The organism is Achromobacter sp. SX5, from assembly GCF_056711425.1.
In genome coordinates, this window is the sequence record NZ_CM160041.1 from 3,934,415 (window position 1) to 3,949,222 (window position 14,808).

Annotated in this window: 14 protein-coding genes and 3 tRNA genes; 5 read left to right on the forward strand and 12 right to left on the reverse strand. The window is 66.7% G+C overall.

The genetic code is table 11. The features are described from left to right. Window positions 1-51: 51 nt before the first annotated feature. From AC1M14_RS18415 to rnr, 10 genes are all read right to left on the reverse strand, one after another. Complete coding sequence (locus AC1M14_RS18415) at window positions 52-723, reverse strand: response regulator transcription factor (RefSeq protein WP_102774624.1); 672 nt, start codon at window positions 721-723, stop codon at window positions 52-54. A gap of 65 nt (window positions 724-788) precedes the next feature. Further along, window positions 789-1,259: an ExbD/TolR family protein gene (locus tag AC1M14_RS18420; RefSeq protein ID WP_102774625.1), complete on the reverse strand. Its 471-nt coding sequence runs from the start codon at window positions 1,257-1,259 to the stop codon at window positions 789-791. Further along, complete coding sequence (locus AC1M14_RS18425) at window positions 1,259-2,218, reverse strand: MotA/TolQ/ExbB proton channel family protein (protein WP_102774626.1); 960 nt, start codon at window positions 2,216-2,218, stop codon at window positions 1,259-1,261. Before AC1M14_RS18425 ends, AC1M14_RS18420 begins: the two co-directional genes overlap by 1 nt. Window position 2,219: 1 nt before the next feature. Further along, window positions 2,220-3,029: an energy transducer TonB gene (locus AC1M14_RS18430; RefSeq protein WP_479730224.1), complete on the reverse strand. Its 810-nt coding sequence runs from the start codon at window positions 3,027-3,029 to the stop codon at window positions 2,220-2,222. A 310-nt stretch (window positions 3,030-3,339) separates the two neighbouring features. Beyond that, window positions 3,340-3,415: transfer RNA gene (locus AC1M14_RS18435), tRNA-Val, on the reverse strand. Between the two features lie 155 nt (window positions 3,416-3,570). Beyond that, window positions 3,571-3,843, reverse strand: coding sequence for an HU family DNA-binding protein (locus tag AC1M14_RS18440; protein ID WP_003812968.1), 273 nt, complete (start codon window positions 3,841-3,843; stop codon window positions 3,571-3,573). Window positions 3,844-4,195: 352 nt separating this feature from the next. Next, window positions 4,196-4,876 carry a Fe2+-dependent dioxygenase gene (locus tag AC1M14_RS18445; RefSeq protein ID WP_102774691.1) on the reverse strand — a complete coding sequence of 227 codons (681 nt, stop codon included), beginning with the start codon at window positions 4,874-4,876 and terminating at the stop codon, window positions 4,196-4,198. A 58-nt stretch (window positions 4,877-4,934) separates the two neighbouring features. Beyond that, a complete protein-coding gene (locus AC1M14_RS18450; protein WP_111827044.1) occupies window positions 4,935-6,179 on the reverse strand; it encodes a cystathionine gamma-synthase family protein in 1,245 nt (414 codons plus the stop codon). A gap of 50 nt (window positions 6,180-6,229) precedes the next feature. Beyond that, window positions 6,230-6,967 carry a 23S rRNA (guanosine(2251)-2'-O)-methyltransferase RlmB gene (gene rlmB, locus AC1M14_RS18455; protein WP_102774693.1) on the reverse strand — a complete coding sequence of 246 codons (738 nt, stop codon included), beginning with the start codon at window positions 6,965-6,967 and terminating at the stop codon, window positions 6,230-6,232. 132 nt (window positions 6,968-7,099) lie between these two features. Next, complete coding sequence (gene rnr / locus AC1M14_RS18460) at window positions 7,100-9,565, reverse strand: ribonuclease R (protein WP_102774694.1); 2,466 nt, start codon at window positions 9,563-9,565, stop codon at window positions 7,100-7,102. A gap of 227 nt (window positions 9,566-9,792) precedes the next feature. On the opposite strand from rnr, the gene AC1M14_RS18465 reads away from it, so the two are divergent. After that, window positions 9,793-9,877: transfer RNA gene (locus AC1M14_RS18465), tRNA-Leu, on the forward strand. A 116-nt stretch (window positions 9,878-9,993) separates the two neighbouring features. On the opposite strand, the gene AC1M14_RS18470 is transcribed toward AC1M14_RS18465, so the two are convergent. Next, window positions 9,994-10,605 (reverse strand): tRNA-uridine aminocarboxypropyltransferase, encoded by a 612-nt coding sequence (locus AC1M14_RS18470; protein WP_479730225.1) that lies wholly within the window; start codon window positions 10,603-10,605, stop codon window positions 9,994-9,996. Window positions 10,606-10,776: 171 nt separating this feature from the next. Here AC1M14_RS18470 and AC1M14_RS18475 point away from each other — a divergent pair. Continuing rightward, window positions 10,777-10,861: transfer RNA gene (locus tag AC1M14_RS18475), tRNA-Leu, on the forward strand. 133 nt (window positions 10,862-10,994) lie between these two features. Here AC1M14_RS18475 and AC1M14_RS18480 read toward each other — a convergent pair. Then, window positions 10,995-11,444 (reverse strand): GNAT family N-acetyltransferase, encoded by a 450-nt coding sequence (locus tag AC1M14_RS18480; protein ID WP_440130658.1) that lies wholly within the window; start codon window positions 11,442-11,444, stop codon window positions 10,995-10,997. 108 nt (window positions 11,445-11,552) lie between these two features. On the opposite strand from AC1M14_RS18480, the gene AC1M14_RS18485 reads away from it, so the two are divergent. Genes AC1M14_RS18485 through AC1M14_RS18495 form a run of 3 tightly spaced genes read left to right on the forward strand, consistent with a single transcriptional unit; the run spans window position 11,553 to window position 14,713 of the window. Then, entirely contained in the window at window positions 11,553-12,446 is an 894-nt protein-coding gene (locus AC1M14_RS18485) for a DMT family transporter (protein WP_102774942.1), read from the forward strand. A 27-nt stretch (window positions 12,447-12,473) separates the two neighbouring features. After that, a complete protein-coding gene (locus AC1M14_RS18490) occupies window positions 12,474-13,418 on the forward strand; it encodes an AEC family transporter (protein ID WP_479730226.1) in 945 nt (314 codons plus the stop codon). 14 nt (window positions 13,419-13,432) lie between these two features. Beyond that, window positions 13,433-14,713 carry an arsenic transporter gene (locus AC1M14_RS18495; RefSeq protein ID WP_102774697.1) on the forward strand — a complete coding sequence of 427 codons (1,281 nt, stop codon included), beginning with the start codon at window positions 13,433-13,435 and terminating at the stop codon, window positions 14,711-14,713. The last annotated feature ends 95 nt before the right edge of the window (window positions 14,714-14,808 follow it).

A 14,808-nucleotide genomic window follows, 5' to 3' on the forward strand; every position in this document is an offset into this window, starting at 1 on the left:
TTTGCTCAGGCGGCGGAATGCGCTCGGCAGGCATGCCGGGCCGCGGGGCCTTCAGACCGTTTCGACATCCAGCATGTAGCCAAAGCCGCGCACCGTCTGGATGCTGGCGCCGGTGCCTTCGAGGCGCTTGCGCAGGCGGTACACATAGACTTCGACGGCGTTCTCGCTGAAATCGGCGTCCCAGGCGGAAAGCGAATTCACGATCTGGCGCTTGGTCACGACGCGGCCGACGCGGGCCATGAGCATTTCCAGCACCGAGAGTTCGCGCACCGACAGCGACAGGCGCTGGCCGTTGGCGCGGACTTCGCGCCCGACGGTGTCGAACACCAGCGGGCCGACCTCGATCAGCGGCTGCGCCTGCCCGGCGCGGCGCCGGCCGAAGGCGCGCACGCGCGCGGCCAGCTCGGGCAGTTCGAAAGGCTTGGTAACGTAATCGTCAGCGCCGGCGTCCAGGCCGGCGACGCGGTCGTCGAGGCCGTCGCGGGCGGTGAGGATCAGCACGGGAACCTGGTTGCCGTCCTGGCGCAGCTGGCGCAGCACGTCCAGCCCGCTCATGCCCGGGAGATTGAGGTCGAGCAATAGGAGGTCATACGGCTGGCCCGCCAGGGCGCCCAGGACACGGTCGCCATCGGTCAGCCAGTCGACCGCATACCCCTGGTCGGCCAGAAATTCCTGGAGCGCGTGGCCCAGGGTGGTGTCGTCTTCGATTACCAGAACTCGCATGCCGCGATTCTAGCGCGATCCCGGCGCGAAGGGGGCGCCGGCTGCGCCCCCGGGCCGGAATGCGTTCAGGGCGCAGACGGCGCCGGAGCGCCCTCGGCCGCGGCCGGCGCCGCGCCGCCCGACGGCGGGGTGGTGACGAACCCGATGCGCGACATGCCCGAACGGCGCGCCGAAGCCATGACCTTGGCCAGGACTTCGTAGCGCGTGTTCTGGTCGGCGCGGATGCGGATCTCGGGTTGCGGCTTGGTGCCGGCGATCGCCTTGAAGCGGTTGGGCAGGTCGTCGATGTTGACCGGCTTTTCATCCCAGAACAGCGCGCCGCCGGCGTCGATGGCCAGGTCCACGGTCTTGGGCTCCTCTTCGATCTGCTCGGCGGCCACCTGGGGCATGTTGATCTTGATCGAGTGCGCCAGCAGCGGCGCGGTGATGATGAAGATCACCAGCAGCACCAGCATGACGTCGATCAGGGGCACCATGTTGATCTCGGAAACCGTGTGGCTTCCGGACCCTTTGCCCTCGAAGCTGCCAAAGGCCATTATTCGCTCCCGCGTTGGGCGCCGCCGCTCTGGCGGCGCAGGGCGCGCACCTTGCCGTCGGACAGCTCGACTTGCTGGCCGGTGGTGAGGAACGCGAACAGGTCATGCGCAAAGGCGTCCAGGCGCGACAGGAACACGCGGTTGTTGCGCACGAAGGTGTTGTACGCCAGCACCGCGGGAATCGCAACGGCCAGGCCCAGGCCGGTCATGATGAGCGCCTCGCCCACCGGACCGGCAATGCGGTTGATGGTCACGCCGTCGGACAGGCCGATGCCGACCAGCGCGTGGTACACGCCCCAGACGGTGCCGAACAGGCCGACGAAAGGCGCCGTCGAGCCCACCGAGGCCAGCACGGTCAGGCCGTTTTCCAGCTTGGCGGTTTCCTCGTCGATCACCTTGCGCATGGTGCGGGTGACGAAGTCGGAGTTGCTGCCGGATTCTTCCAGCTTGGTCGCGCCGAACTTGTTGTGATGCGCCTGCGCATGCATGGCGTGGCTGGCCAGGTGCGAGAACGGATCGCGCGCGCCGTGCGTGACGATTTCGTTTTCGACCTGCTCCAGCGAGCTGGCGTTCCAGAACTTGTTCAGGAAGTCGGCCGCGCGCTTGCGCATGGCGACGTTGCTGGCGGCCTTGACCAGGATCAGGTACCAGGTCACCAGCGACATCAGGATCAGGATGATGAACAGGCTCTTGCCGACGAAGTCGCTTTGCGCGACGAAGTGCAGAAAGCCCATGTCGGGCGTGGCGATCGGCGCCGGCGGGGTGGGCAGCGCGGCCGCGGCGCCGTGCAGCGCGTCGGCCGACTGCTGGAGCGCGCCGGCGGCCTGCTGGACCGCTTCGCCGACGGCCGGAGCGGCCTGGGGAGCCGCGGCGGCGGCGGGCGCGGCGGCAGCCGGCGCTGCAGCCGGGCTGGTGGTCGCCTGAGCCACCAGCGTGGCGCTATGCAGTGCGTTGGACATCTCAGTTCCTCATGACGAAATCGTACGGAATCTTGGCTTTGGCGGGATAGGCCACGCCATTGCGGGTATAAGGCTTGAAACGCTCCTTGCGGGCGGCTGCCAGCGCCGACTCGTCCAGGCGCGGATGGCCCGAAGACTTGTCGAGGCTGACGCGCTCGACCAGGCCCTGGGTATTGATCTCCACCAGCACCACCGCCCGCCCCTCTTCGCGCATGCGGCGCGACATCATGGGGTAGTTGGGGATCTGGCGCGAGCCCCGGAATTCGATGCTGGAAACCAGCACCGGCTGATCCGGCGGAGGCCCTTGCTGCGGCCCCTGCGGCGCCTGGGTGCCTTCCGGCAGGCCGCTGGGCGGCGTCTGCTGCGGCGGGGTTTCCGGCTTGGGCTGCTGCTTGACCTCGGGCTTGACCTCTTGCTTGGGCTTGGGCTTCGGTTTGGGTTTGGGCTTGGGTTTGGGCGCCGGGACGACCGGCTTTTCGACCACCGGCTCGGGCTCCGGTTCGGGCTTGAGCTCGGGTTCAGGCTCGGGCTCGGGTTCGGGTTCGACCTCGGGCTCCGGTTCGGGGGGCGTTTCGACCACCGGTTGCGGCACCTCGGGCGCCGGCTCGGCCTTGGCCATCTGCGGAACGGGCGCTTCCACCACGCTCACCATGATCGCCTCAGACTCCTCCAGTTTGGGAGCGTCCCCGGGCATCAGGAAGATGGCGCCGACGACCGCTGCATGAAGCGCAAGAACGGCCAGGCCGGCGCCCGTGCGTATACCGTATGAAGGCCGGGAAGATGAATTCCAACCGCGTTGAAGACTAGGCATGAATCAGCCGGGGTGCATGAGCCAGATGGCATTGACTTCTCCGGCCCGCCAGAAACGACACGCACACTTAAGCGGCGCCGGCAGGCCGGTACAAGCCCATAATAATATCTTAAATGCGAATGATTCGCACGTCCTATTTCGTCTGGACCTGCGCCGCGCAATGATTGCGCGCAAACGATCCGCACAAAAGAACCACTGCAACAACGAACCGCCGCAAAAACAAAAAACCCGCCACGGCGATGTGTGCGGGTTTTCTACGGTTACTGCAATCCGGATTTGCGGGATTTGCAGCGACGCGGTTTGCTTTCGGTGGTGGGTGCTACAGGGGTCGAACCTGTGACCTACGCCTTGTAAGGGCGCCGCTCTACCAACTGAGCTAAGCACCCTTTTCTGATGCAGCCTCAAGACGAAATTCGCGAAAAATCCGTACAAGCAACTGCCAACCGGGGCACTCAAAAGCATTACGCGGGCCGGAGTATACCGGACCGCGCACATGTCGGCAAATCGCATGGCGCCAGGCCTTGCGACCGCCGGCCGTCCATTAGTTGACGGCGTCCTTCAGGGCCTTGCCCGGACGGAACTTCGGCACCTTGGCCTTCTTGATCTTGATGGTTTCGCCCGTGCGCGGGTTACGGCCGGTGCGGGCGGCGCGCGCCGACACGGCGAACGTGCCAAAGCCAACCAACGTAACCGTACCGCCCTTCTTCAGGGTGGTCTTGACGGCACCGATCAGGGCGTCGAGCGAACGGCCGGCAGCAGCCTTGGAGATGTCGGCCTTGCTGGCGATATGATCGATGAGTTCGGTTTTGTTCATGCAGGTGTACCCCTCACAAGGTGTGGAGTCTGCCGGAGGTGCAGTCCCTGGCCGTCATGATTGGACGCCACGAAAGACGCAAGACCCGACAAACGACGAACAGACAGTGGATAAACTTTTTCTTGCGCTGCAAAGCACAACTTTTAAAGTGCTGCGCCGCTTAGGATTCAATGGCAATGGCCTTCGAACCGTCAGCGACGCAGACGTGTATTAGGCCTTGGCGTAGGGCGGCTGTCAAGCGAAAACCTCACCACAACCCGCGCCAATACTAGCTTTTAGCCGTTTTCGCAATAAACAGAAACACGCAAATTTGCGTTTGCGCGACACTGCGCCGCGAGCGCTTGCCCGGGCTTCAAACGTCTGCCCAACGACGCAGCAGGTTGTGGTAAATGCCGGTCAGCTGCACGATGGAAGGATGCCCCGCCGCGTCCTGGTTCAGGCGCTGGATGGCCACGTCCATGTCCAGCAGCAAGGCGCGCTGGCTGTCTTCGCGCACCAGGCTCTGCATCCAGAAGAACGAGGACACGCGCGCGCCGCGCGTGACCGGGTTGACCTTGTGCAGGCTGGTGCCGGGATACAGCACCATGTGCCCGGCGGGCAGCTTGACCGCGCGCGGGCCGTAGGTGTCGTCGATGACGAGTTCGCCGCCATCGTAGGAATCGGGCTCGGAGAAGAACAGCGTGGCCGACAGGTCCGTGCGCACGCGCTCGGCGGTGCCGGCGATGCCGCGCACGGCGTTGTCCACGTGATAGCCGAAAGCCTCGCCGCCCTCGTAGCGGTTGAAGAGCGGCGGAAAGATCTTGCGCGGCAGCGCCGCCGACATGAACAGGTTGTTGGCCGCCAGGCGCTGCAGGATCAGGCTGCCCAGTTCCTGCGCCAGCGGATGCTGCTCGGGCAGCTGGCGGTTGTGTTTGACTTCGGCGGACTGGTAGCCCGCCGTCACCTTGCCGTCGACCCAGTCGGCCGCGTCCAGGCGCCGCCGGATCTCGGCGGCTTCTTCGGGCGTGAAAATTTCTGCTATCTGTATGAGCATGGGCCTTGCCCCGTTTGCGTACTCGGGCGCGCGGCCGCAACGGCGCGCGCTCGCCGCATTATCCCTTCAGGCAGGCGTTGAGCGCCTGATCGAAATCAAACAGCAGATCGGCCTCGTCCTCGATGCCCACGGACACGCGGATCAGGCTGTCGGCGATGCCCATCTGCTTGCGGCGCTCGGCGCCCATCTCGTAATAGATGGTGTGCGCGGCCGGCAGCGCCAGGCTGCGCGTGTCGCCCAGGTGGGTCGCCATCAGCACCACGCGCAGGCGGTTCAGGAAGTCGAAGCAGTCCACGCCGTCGGCCAGCTCCACGCCCAGCAGGCCGCCGAAGCGCGAACCGAACAGCGCGGCCGCGCGCGCGTGCTGCGGGTGGCTGGCCAGGCCGGGGTAATGCACCTTGGCCACGCCGGGATGCTCTTCCAGGAAGCGCGCCAGCGCCAGCGCGTTGGAGCAGTGCTTGGCCATGCGCAGGGCCAGGGTCTCGGCGCCCACGGCGATGCGGTGCGCCGGTTCGGCGGCCAGCGTGCCGCCCATGTCGCGCAGGCCCTTCTTCTTGATCTGGGTCAGGCCCCAGCCGGTGGCCGGCCCCTTGCGGTAGGCCTCGTAGATGTTCGCGTAGTTCGACCAGTCATACAGGCCGGTGTCGGTCACCGCGCCGCCCAGCGCGTTGCCGTGGCCGCCGATGTACTTGGACAGCGAGTTCATCACCAGCGACGCGCCCACGCTGGACGGGCGGAACATCCACGGCGAACTCAGCGTGTTGTCGACCACGTAGACCAGGCCATGCTCGCGGCAGATCTCGCCGATCACGGCCAGGTCGGCGACCTGCGTGCCCGGATTGGCGATGGTCTCGGTGAAGACCATGCGCGTCTCGGGCCGGATGGCGGCGCGCACTTGCGAGGAGTCGGTCGCGTCCACGAACGTGATTTCGACGCCGAGTTCCTGCAGCGTGCCGAACAGGCTGTTGGTGTTGCCGAACACGAACTGGCTGGACACCAGATGATCGCCACGGCGCAGCAGCGTGGTGAAGATGGCGGCCAGCGCGGCCATGCCGGTGGCGAAGCTGACCGTGCCCTTGCCCGCTTCCATCTGGCTGACCTTGGCTTCCAGCGCGGTGGTGGTGGGCGTGCCCTGGCGCGCGTAGGTGAAGCCGGCCTTGCCCTGGAACACCGCGGCGAGTTCGCGCGCGTCGTCGTAGGCGAACTCCGAGGACGGGTGCATCGGCTTGTGCACGGCGCCGTGCTCGGCGGACTGCTTGCGGTCGGAATGGAGGATCGTGGTGGTAAAGCCGTTCTCGTGCATGATGGCGTGACGCGATAGAAAAGGGATCGACTGCGTAAGCGGCGGACGGATCAGGACCGGCGCTGGCGCACGGTTTCGTACAGGCAGACGGCGCTGGCGACGCTGACGTTCAGGCTTTCGACCGAACCCAGCATCGGGATGTTGACCAGCTGGTCGCAGGTTTCGCGGGTCAGGCGGCGCATGCCCTCGCCTTCGGCGCCCATGACCCAGGCCATCGGCTGGCGGGCGTCGACCTGGTGCATGCTGTCGGCGGCCTGGTCGTCGGTGCCGACCAGCCAGACGCCGCGGTCCTTCAGGCTGCGCATGGTGCGCGCCAGGTTGGTGACCATCAGGTAAGGCACGGTGTCGGCCGCGCCGCAGGCCACGCGCTGCACCGTGGCGTTCAGGCCCACGGCGCGGTCGCGCGGCGCGATCACCGCGTGCACGCCCGCCGCATCGGCGGTGCGCAGGCAGGCGCCCAGGTTGTGCGGGTCGGTCACGCCGTCCAGGATCAGCAGCAGCGGCGGGCCTTCGATCACGTCCAGCACTTCGTCCACGTCCACCGCTAGCTGGCGCTCGTCGGCCAGCGCCACCACGCCCTGGTGCCGCGTGCCGCGGGCCAGGCCGTCCAGGCGCTCCATCGGCACCGGATGCAGGCGGCGGCCCGCTTTCTCGGCCTGCTCGATGAAAGCCTGCATGCGCTTGTCGCGGCGCGACGCCTCTACATAGATTTCCCTGATCGAATCGGGCGCGTGGCGCAGCCGCGCGACCACCGCGTGAAACCCGGCCAGAACTTGGGTCGACGCCATAAATGCAATACCTTTAGATAAACGGACACCCGCCCCAGAGCGGGGCGGGCCGCCGGAAGAACCGGCCATAGACGCAATGTTACCCCTTATGGCGCGCGCCATGGCCGGCGCGCACCGGCCCGGGAACCGGCGTCAATGGCGCTTGTGCGTCGCCTTCTTGGCGGGCGCGGCGCGTTTGGACGCCTTGGACGGCTTGCCGGCCTTCTTGGCCTCGGCGCGACGCTCCTTGGCGGTCTGGCCCTTCAGCGCGGCCGGCTTGGGCGCGGCCGCCTTCTTCACGCGGCGCGACGGCTCGTCCGGCCCGCGCGCGGCCGCCTTGCGCAGCGCGTCGAAGCTGGTGCCCTGCACCAGCCGGAACTCGATGCGGCGGGCTTCGAGGTCCACGCGCGAAACCTGCACCTGGACCTTGTCGGTCAGGCGGTAGCGCATGCCGGTGCGTTCGCCGCGCAGCTCATGCAGCGCGTCGTTGAACTGGAAGTACTCGCCGCCCAGCTCCGAGACGTGAACCAGGCCTTCGACGTGCAAGGTGTCCAGCGTGACGAAGATGCCGAAGCTGGCCACGCCGGTGACCGTGCCGCTGAAATCCTCGCCCACGCGTTCCTTGACGAACCAGCACTTGAGCCAGGCCTCGACGTCGCGCGAGGCCTCGTCGGCGCGGCGCTCGCTGGCCGACAGCACCAGCCCCAGCTTTTCCCAGATGGCGTGTTCGTGCTCGCGCTGGGTGCGGCCGATGACCACCGGCTGGTCGTCCAGGCTGGGCACGTAGCGCTGCCCGGCCAGCAGGGCCTTGATCACCCGGTGCGTCAGCAGGTCGGGATAGCGACGGATCGGCGAGGTGAAGTGGCTGTAGCCCGGATAGGCCAGGCCGAAGTGGCCCATGTTGTCCGGGCTGTAGACGGCCTGCTGCATGGAGCGCAGGCACATGGTCTGCAGCAGCTGGTAGTCGGGGCGGCCGCGCACCAGGTCCAGGAAGTCGCCGTAGTCCTTGGCGGTGGGCGTTTCGCCGCCGCCCAGCGTCAGGCCCATGGTGCGCAGGAATTCGCGCAGCGACTGCAGGCGCTCCGGCGTGGGCCCTTCGTGGATGCGGTACAGGCCCGGATGCTTGCTGCGGGTCATGAAGTCGGCCGCGCAGGTGTTGGCGGCCAGCATGCATTCTTCGATCAGCTTGTGCGCGTCGTTGCGCACCGAAGGCACGATCTGCTCGATGCGGCCCAGTTCATTGCAGACGATCTTGGTCTCGACGGTGTCGAAGTCGATCGCGCCGCGCTTCTTGCGCCCTTGCGACAGCAGCTGGAACAGCTCGTACAGGTGCTGAACCTGCGGCATGACGCTGCGCATGGCGTGCGCGGCCGGGCCGCCGGGCTGCTGCAGGGCCGCCCATATATTGGTATAGGTGGTGCGCGCATGCGAATGCATGACGGCGTTGTAGAACTGGTAGGCGGTGACCGTGCCGGCCTTGGCGCCGCTGGCCGGAATGACCATGTCGCAGACCAGCACCAGGCGGTCGACCTCCGGGTTCAGCGAACACAGGCCGTTGGACAGCGACTCCGGCAGCATCGGGATGACCCGGCGCGGGAAATACACGCTGGTGCCGCGGTCGAGCGCGTCTTCGTCGAGCGCGTCGCCCGGGCGCACGTAATGGCTCACGTCGGCGATGGCGACCAGCAGGCGCCAGCCCGGACGCTTGCGCTGGCCCGAGCCCAGTTCCACCGGTTCGCAATAGACCGCGTCGTCGAAGTCGCGCGCGTCCTCGCCGTCGATGGTGATGAGCGGCACGTCGCGCAGATCCACGCGGTCCTTGAGGTCGGCCTTGCGGACCACGTCCGGCAGGCGCGCGGCCTGCTTGCGGGCGGCCTCCGAGAATTCGACGGGCACGTCGAACTTGCGCACCGCGATCTCGATTTCCATGCCCGGATCGTCGATCTCGCCCAGCACCTCGGCCACGCGGCCCAGCGGCTGCGTGTGGCGGGTGGGCTGCGCCATGATCTCGACCGCGACCACCTGCCCGTGCTGGGCGCCGTTGGTGTCGCTGGGCGGGATCAGGATGTCGTGCTTGATGCGCTGGTCCTCGGGGACCACGATGGACAGCCCGTGCTCGTGCAGGAAGCGTCCGACCAGCTTGTTGGTGCGGCGCTCGATGACTTCGACGATGGTGCCTTCCGGCTTGCCGCGGTATTCGCCCGTGGGCTTGACCAGCACGCGGTCGCCGTGCAGCACCTTGAGCATTTCGCGCGGCGACAGGAACAGGTCCGGCCCGCCGTCGTCGCGCAGCAGGAAGCCGAAGCCGTCGCGATGGCCCAGCACCTTGCCGGCGATGAAATCCAGTTTGGTGGCCAGCAGCAGCACGCCCTTGCGATTGGGCATCAGCTGGCCGTCGCGCTCCATGGCGCCCAGGCGGCGTTCAAACCCCACCATGGTCGCGGCGCGCTCGATGCCCATGCGCTCGGCCAGCTCCACCGGAGACAGCGGCGAGCCCGCGGCGCGCAACGCTTTCAGGATGGCTTCACGAGACGGAACATCGGGATCGAAGTCCGGCGGCGCTTCGGGCAAGGGTGTTGATCTGTTGTTATTCGATTCGTTATTCGATCGTTTTGCCAAAGCTAAATTTTCCGTATATAATGCGCAGCTTCTGTGGTTCGCCCAAGGCTGAACACTGAAGCAGAAAGGTCAGAGGGCTGGGAAGTAACCCAAAGCCCGATTGTAAAACCAACTACGACCTGCTGCACTTCTGAATGCGGATTTAGTTGATTAATAGTTAACTAACTCTTCTACCAGATGCGCAACAGGCCGCAGCGTAGCACAACAATCTGACAGTATCTCTCAGTGCCCAGGTGGCGGAATTGGTAGACGCGCATGGTTCAGGTCCATGTGCCGCAAGGTGTGGAGGTTCGAGTCCTCTCCTGGGCACCACGGAATTCCAGTCGGAACCTCGATCGAGGTCTCGACAGCAAGAGCTGAAAAGCCCCGAAAATCGCAAGGTTTTCGGGGCTTTTGCTTTATGCCCGGCCTGCCCCGCCATCCCGCCCTCAGCGCCAGGGCACTTTGCGGTTCAGGTGATGCTTCGCGTAGAGGTCGGCGCCCATGCCGGCGATCTGCCCGTCGATCAAGGCTTCGAACGGCCGCAGCAAGGCGTCGAAATTGCGCGGCGCCTCGATGGCGTTCAAGGCATGGGTCACGGCCTCGATGGTGGACAGCGCGCCCGGCATGTCGGCATGGCGCACGCGATAGCGCGTCGACAGCCCGGCGGGCAGCATCACGCGCGGCAGCGCCGCCAGCCGCGGATTGATGTGCAGCAGCTTGCGCGCATGGCCCCAGGTGCCGTCGGGCACGATCAACTGTACGGGCATGCCCAGCTCGCGGCCGTAGCCCGGCGCCAGCACCTCGGCGCCCTCGCCCGGAAACAGCAGGCGCGGCGCGTAGCCGGGCTGCATCCAGTCCTGTTCCGAGAAATATTCGCCCACCACGCGGCGTGCGCCGGCCAAGCCGAGCACGGCCAGCCGCGCCGTGTTCAATGCATGGCGCGCCTCGCTCGGATGCTGCAGCACCACCAGGCGCGTGCGGCATTCGAGCGAGGGAATCAGCGCGCACAGGCAGTGCGACAAGGGGCGCAGGCAGCGCGTGCAAAGTGGGCGTGGCATGGGGCGACACTATATCTAAAGTTGCAGCCGCCCAACGCGCCAAAAAAATTCCACGAAAAAGTGAAAAAAAGCCGGCACGACTTGCACACTTCTAAAAAAACATGCATAATTCTTTTCTCTGCTGCTGAACACGAAACAACGCGAGAGCGAAGTGAAATGTGAAGCGACAGCGCCCAGGTGGCGGAATTGGTAGACGCGCATGGTTCAGGTCCATGTGCCGCAAGGTGTGGAGGTTCGAGTCCTCTCCTGGGCACCAATTATTACATCACGAGGTACCTGCGTGATGCGCCAAAAAACCCCGAACGCGTAAGCGTCCGGGGTTTTTATTTGCTTGTCTTCTTCTTTGCCCCTTCGATATTCGGCGGCTCCGACGGAGCCGCCGGGCCGCCCTACTTCAACGTGCGCGTCATGACGACGTGCGGAATGCCGGCCTCGACGAACTCCTCGCCTTCGATGCGGAACCCGTGCGCTTCGTAGAAGCCGGCGGCATGCGTCTGCGCGTGCAGCACCAGCATGCGGTGGCCGTCGCCGTGGCCCTGTTCGATCAGGGCGTCGAGCAACTGGCCACCCACGCCCATGCCGCGGGCCCGCTTGTGGACCGCCATGCGGCCGATATGGCCATCGGGCAACAGCCGTCCGGTGCCCATCGGCGTGCCGTCCGGCCCGTAGGCCACAGCATGCACCGAGACCGCGTCGTCGTCGTCCATTTCGACTTCGGGCGGCACTTTCTGTTCGACCACGAAAACCTCGTGGCGCACAGAATAAGCGTCCTCGCGCAAGCGGTCCCAGGTTCCCAGCGCAATGCGCACCGTAGCTTTTTTATTGGTCGACATGTCCATCCCTCGCGTGCTGCCAATGAATAAAAGAATCCTACGCCGATTCTCTCAGGGATGAAGATTCCCCAAAAGGGGTACGATCGCAGCTTGCTCCCGCCTCCGCGCCCCGACATGCCGCCTGCCGCTCCCCCCGCCTGGCTGAAAGCCGCGCCCGCGCTTTTCCTGCTCCTGTGGTCCAGCGGCTTCGTCGTGCTCAAGGTCGGGCTGGCCTACGCCGATCCCATGACGTTCCTGGCGCTGCGCTACGCCTGCGTGGTGCTGATCCTGGCCCCCTTCCTGCTGTTCGCGCGCCCGCCGCTGCCGCGCGCGGCGGCGGCCTGGGGCCATCTGGCGATGGTCGGCCTGCTGCTGCAGGCGGGCTATTTCTGCTTCACCTACCTGTCGCTCAAGCAAGGCATGTCGGCCGGCGGGCTGGCGCTGATCGCTTCGCTGCAGCCCATCCTGATCGGCCTGCTGGCCCCGGCCATCGCCCACGAGCGCGTCGACGCGCGGCGCTGGGCCGGCCTGGGCCTGGGCGTGTCGGGCGCAGCGCTGGTGATCGTGGCCAAGGCCTCGGTCGACGTGCTCTCGCCGCTGGGCCTGCTGTTCGCCATCGGCGCCCTGCTGTCCATCACCGGCGGCACGCTGTATGAAAAACGCTACGGCGCCGAAACCCATCCGGCCGTCTCGAATATGGTGCAGTACGCGGTCGGCCTGGCCGTGACCGCGCCGCTGGCCTTCTGGCTGGAGCCGATGCGCATCGAGTGGACCGGCGCGCTGTGGGCCTCGCTGGTCTATCTGGTGCTGTGCAATTCGCTGGTGGCCATCACCCTGCTGCTGACCATGATCCGGCATGGCGAGGCCTCGCGCGTGTCGGCGCTGTTCTTCCTGGTCCCGCCGTGCACCGCGCTCATCGCGCTGGCGGTGCTGGACGAAGCCATCCCGGCGCTGGCCTGGCCCGGCATGGCCCTGGCCGCGCTCGGCATCCTGCTGGTGACGCGCGCCCGCAAGGCGGGTCCGCGCTAGAATGAGCGCCCTCCCGCTAGCCTGCTCATGAACGCCGTCATTACCGCCGCCCTGCCGGTTTTCGCCCTGATCCTGACCGGCTGGCTGGCCGCCCGCTGGCGCATCCTGGGTCCGGCCGCCACCGACGCGCTGAACCGCTACGTCGTCTACCTGTCGCTGCCGGCGCTGCTGTTTCGCGCCATGACGCAGGTGGACCTGGCCCAGGCCGCGCACTGGGATTTCGCCGCCGCCTTCGCCGGCGGCATCGCCGTCACCTTCCTCGCCTCGTTCCTGGGCGCGCGCCGCAGCCAGCCCGCGCTGACCGACCGCAGCATCCAGGGCCTGGCCGCCTCCTACGCCAACGCCGGCTACATGGGCATACCGCTATGCCTGGCGCTGTTCGGCGCCGAGAGCCTGGCGCCCGCCACCTTCACCACGCTGCTCACCGCCAGCGTGCTGTTCGGCTTCGCCATCGCGCTGATCGAGTTCGACCGCCAGCAGGCTCCCGGCATAGGCGCCACGCTGCTGAAGGTCGGGCGCGCGCTGATGCGCAACCCGCTGCTGGCCGCGCCGATGCTCGGCCTGGCCTGGGCCTATACCGGCCAGCCGCTGCCCGAAGGCCTGGACCGCTACGTCGCGCTGCTGGGCGCCTCGGCCAGCCCCTGCGCGCTGGTCACGATAGGCCTGTTCCTGGCGCAGACCGAGACCGCCAGTTCCGGCCCCGGCGTGCTGCGCCTGGTCTGCGGCAAGCTGCTGCTGCAGCCCGCCGTGACCGCGCTGCTGGCGTTCTACGTGTTCACCATGCCGCCCATGTGGGCCTGGACCGCCGTGCTGATGAGCGCCCTGCCCATCGGCACCGGCCCTTTCATGCTGGCCGCCATGTACGGCCGCGACGCGCGCGTGACCTCGCGCGCCATCCTGGTCAGCACCGTCGCCTCGGTGCTGACCGTCAGCCTGCTGGTCGCCTGGATCAGCGCCCACCCCTTACTGTGACGTCCGACCCTTCGATGCTTGCCGCCGCCGCGATCTTCATCCTCACCATCACGCTCGTCATCTGGCAGCCCCGGGGCCTGTCCATCGGCTGGAGCGCATTGCTGGGCGCGGCGCTGGCGCTGGCCACCGGCGTGGTCCAATTCGCCGACATCGGCGAAGTCTGGCGCATCGTCTGGAACGCCACCGCGACCTTCATCGCCATCATCGTCACCAGCCTGATCCTGGACGAGGCCGGCTTCTTCGAATGGTCGGCGCTGCACGTGGCGCGCTGGGGCGGCGGCCGCGGCCGGCTGCTGTTCGTGCTCATCGTGCTGCTCGGCGCGGCCGTCTCGGCGCTGTTCGCCAACGACGGCGCGGCCCTGATCCTCACCCCCATCGTCATGGAAATGCTGCTGGCGCTGGGCTTCGGCCCCGGCGCCTCGCTGGCCTTCGTGATGGCCGCGGGCTTCATCGCCGACACCGGCAGCATCGCGCTGATCGTGTCCAACCTGGTCAATATCGTGTCGGCCGATTTCTTCGGCATCGGCTTCGGCCAGTACGCCTCGGTGATGCTGCCGGTCAACCTGATGGCGGTGGCCTCGACCCTGGCCGTGCTGCTGCTGTACTTCCGCAAAAGCATTCCGCCGCGCTACGACGTGGCCCAGCTGCCGGCGCCTGCCAGCGCCATCCGCGACCTGACCACGTTCCGCGCCGGCTGGGTGGTGCTGGGGCTGCTGCTGACGGGCTTTTTCGTGCTGGAGCCCATGGGCATCCCGGTCAGCGCCATCGCCGCCGCGGGCGCGCTGGGACTGCTGCTGATCGCGGGCCGCCAGCATATCGTGGGCACGCGGCGCATCATGCGCGAAGCGCCCTGGCACATCGTGGTCTTTTCGCTGGGCATGTACCTGGTGGTCTACGGGCTGCGCAACGCCGGCCTGACCGACTACCTGGCGCAGGTGCTGGAGCGCTGCGCCCAGCATGGCCTGTGGGGCGCGGCGCTGGGCACCGGCCTCATCACGGCCTTTCTGTCGTCCATCATGAACAACCTGCCCACGGTGCTGGTGGGCGCGCTGTCGATCGCCGACACCAGCGCCACCGGCCCGGTGCGCGACGCCATGATCTACGCCAACATCATCGGCAGCGACCTGGGCCCCAAGATCACGCCCATCGGCAGCCTGGCGACGCTGCTATGGCTGCACGTGCTGGCGCGCAAGGGCCTGCGCATCACCTGGGGCTATTACTTCCGCGTCGGCATCGTGCTGACCGTGCCGGTGCTGCTGCTGACGCTGGCCGCGCTGGTCTGGCGGCTGCAATAGGCCCCGCCCGCTTTATTATTTTTAGTTATTTGGAACGCATTAATTGATGGTTTGAGATATTAATGCGCCCCCTTAGACTTTCAACCATCCCACGG

What these genes read in the sequence shown, in the direction of transcription:
- AC1M14_RS18415 (WP_102774624.1), bottom strand. Translation starts at nt 723, where the DNA reads ATGCGAGTTCTGGTAATCGAAGACGACACCACCCTGGGCCACGCGCTC.
- AC1M14_RS18430 (WP_479730224.1), bottom strand. Translation starts at nt 3,029, where the DNA reads ATGCCTAGTCTTCAACGCGGTTGGAATTCATCTTCCCGGCCTTCATAC.
- AC1M14_RS18425 (WP_102774626.1), bottom strand. Translation starts at nt 2,218, where the DNA reads ATGTCCAACGCACTGCATAGCGCCACGCTGGTGGCTCAGGCGACCACC.
- AC1M14_RS18440 (WP_003812968.1), bottom strand. Translation starts at nt 3,843, where the DNA reads ATGAACAAAACCGAACTCATCGATCATATCGCCAGCAAGGCCGACATC.
- AC1M14_RS18480 (WP_440130658.1), bottom strand. Translation starts at nt 11,444, where the DNA reads ATGGACATGTCGACCAATAAAAAAGCTACGGTGCGCATTGCGCTGGGA.
- rlmB (WP_102774693.1), bottom strand. Translation starts at nt 6,967, where the DNA reads ATGGCGTCGACCCAAGTTCTGGCCGGGTTTCACGCGGTGGTCGCGCGG.
- AC1M14_RS18445 (WP_102774691.1), bottom strand. Translation starts at nt 4,876, where the DNA reads ATGCTCATACAGATAGCAGAAATTTTCACGCCCGAAGAAGCCGCCGAG.
- AC1M14_RS18490 (WP_479730226.1), top strand. Translation starts at nt 12,474, where the DNA reads ATGAACGCCGTCATTACCGCCGCCCTGCCGGTTTTCGCCCTGATCCTG.
- AC1M14_RS18485 (WP_102774942.1), top strand. Translation starts at nt 11,553, where the DNA reads ATGCCGCCTGCCGCTCCCCCCGCCTGGCTGAAAGCCGCGCCCGCGCTT.
- AC1M14_RS18495 (WP_102774697.1), top strand. Translation starts at nt 13,433, where the DNA reads ATGCTTGCCGCCGCCGCGATCTTCATCCTCACCATCACGCTCGTCATC.
- AC1M14_RS18420 (WP_102774625.1), bottom strand. Translation starts at nt 1,259, where the DNA reads ATGGCCTTTGGCAGCTTCGAGGGCAAAGGGTCCGGAAGCCACACGGTT.
- AC1M14_RS18470 (WP_479730225.1), bottom strand. Translation starts at nt 10,605, where the DNA reads ATGCCACGCCCACTTTGCACGCGCTGCCTGCGCCCCTTGTCGCACTGC.
- AC1M14_RS18450 (WP_111827044.1), bottom strand. Translation starts at nt 6,179, where the DNA reads ATGCACGAGAACGGCTTTACCACCACGATCCTCCATTCCGACCGCAAG.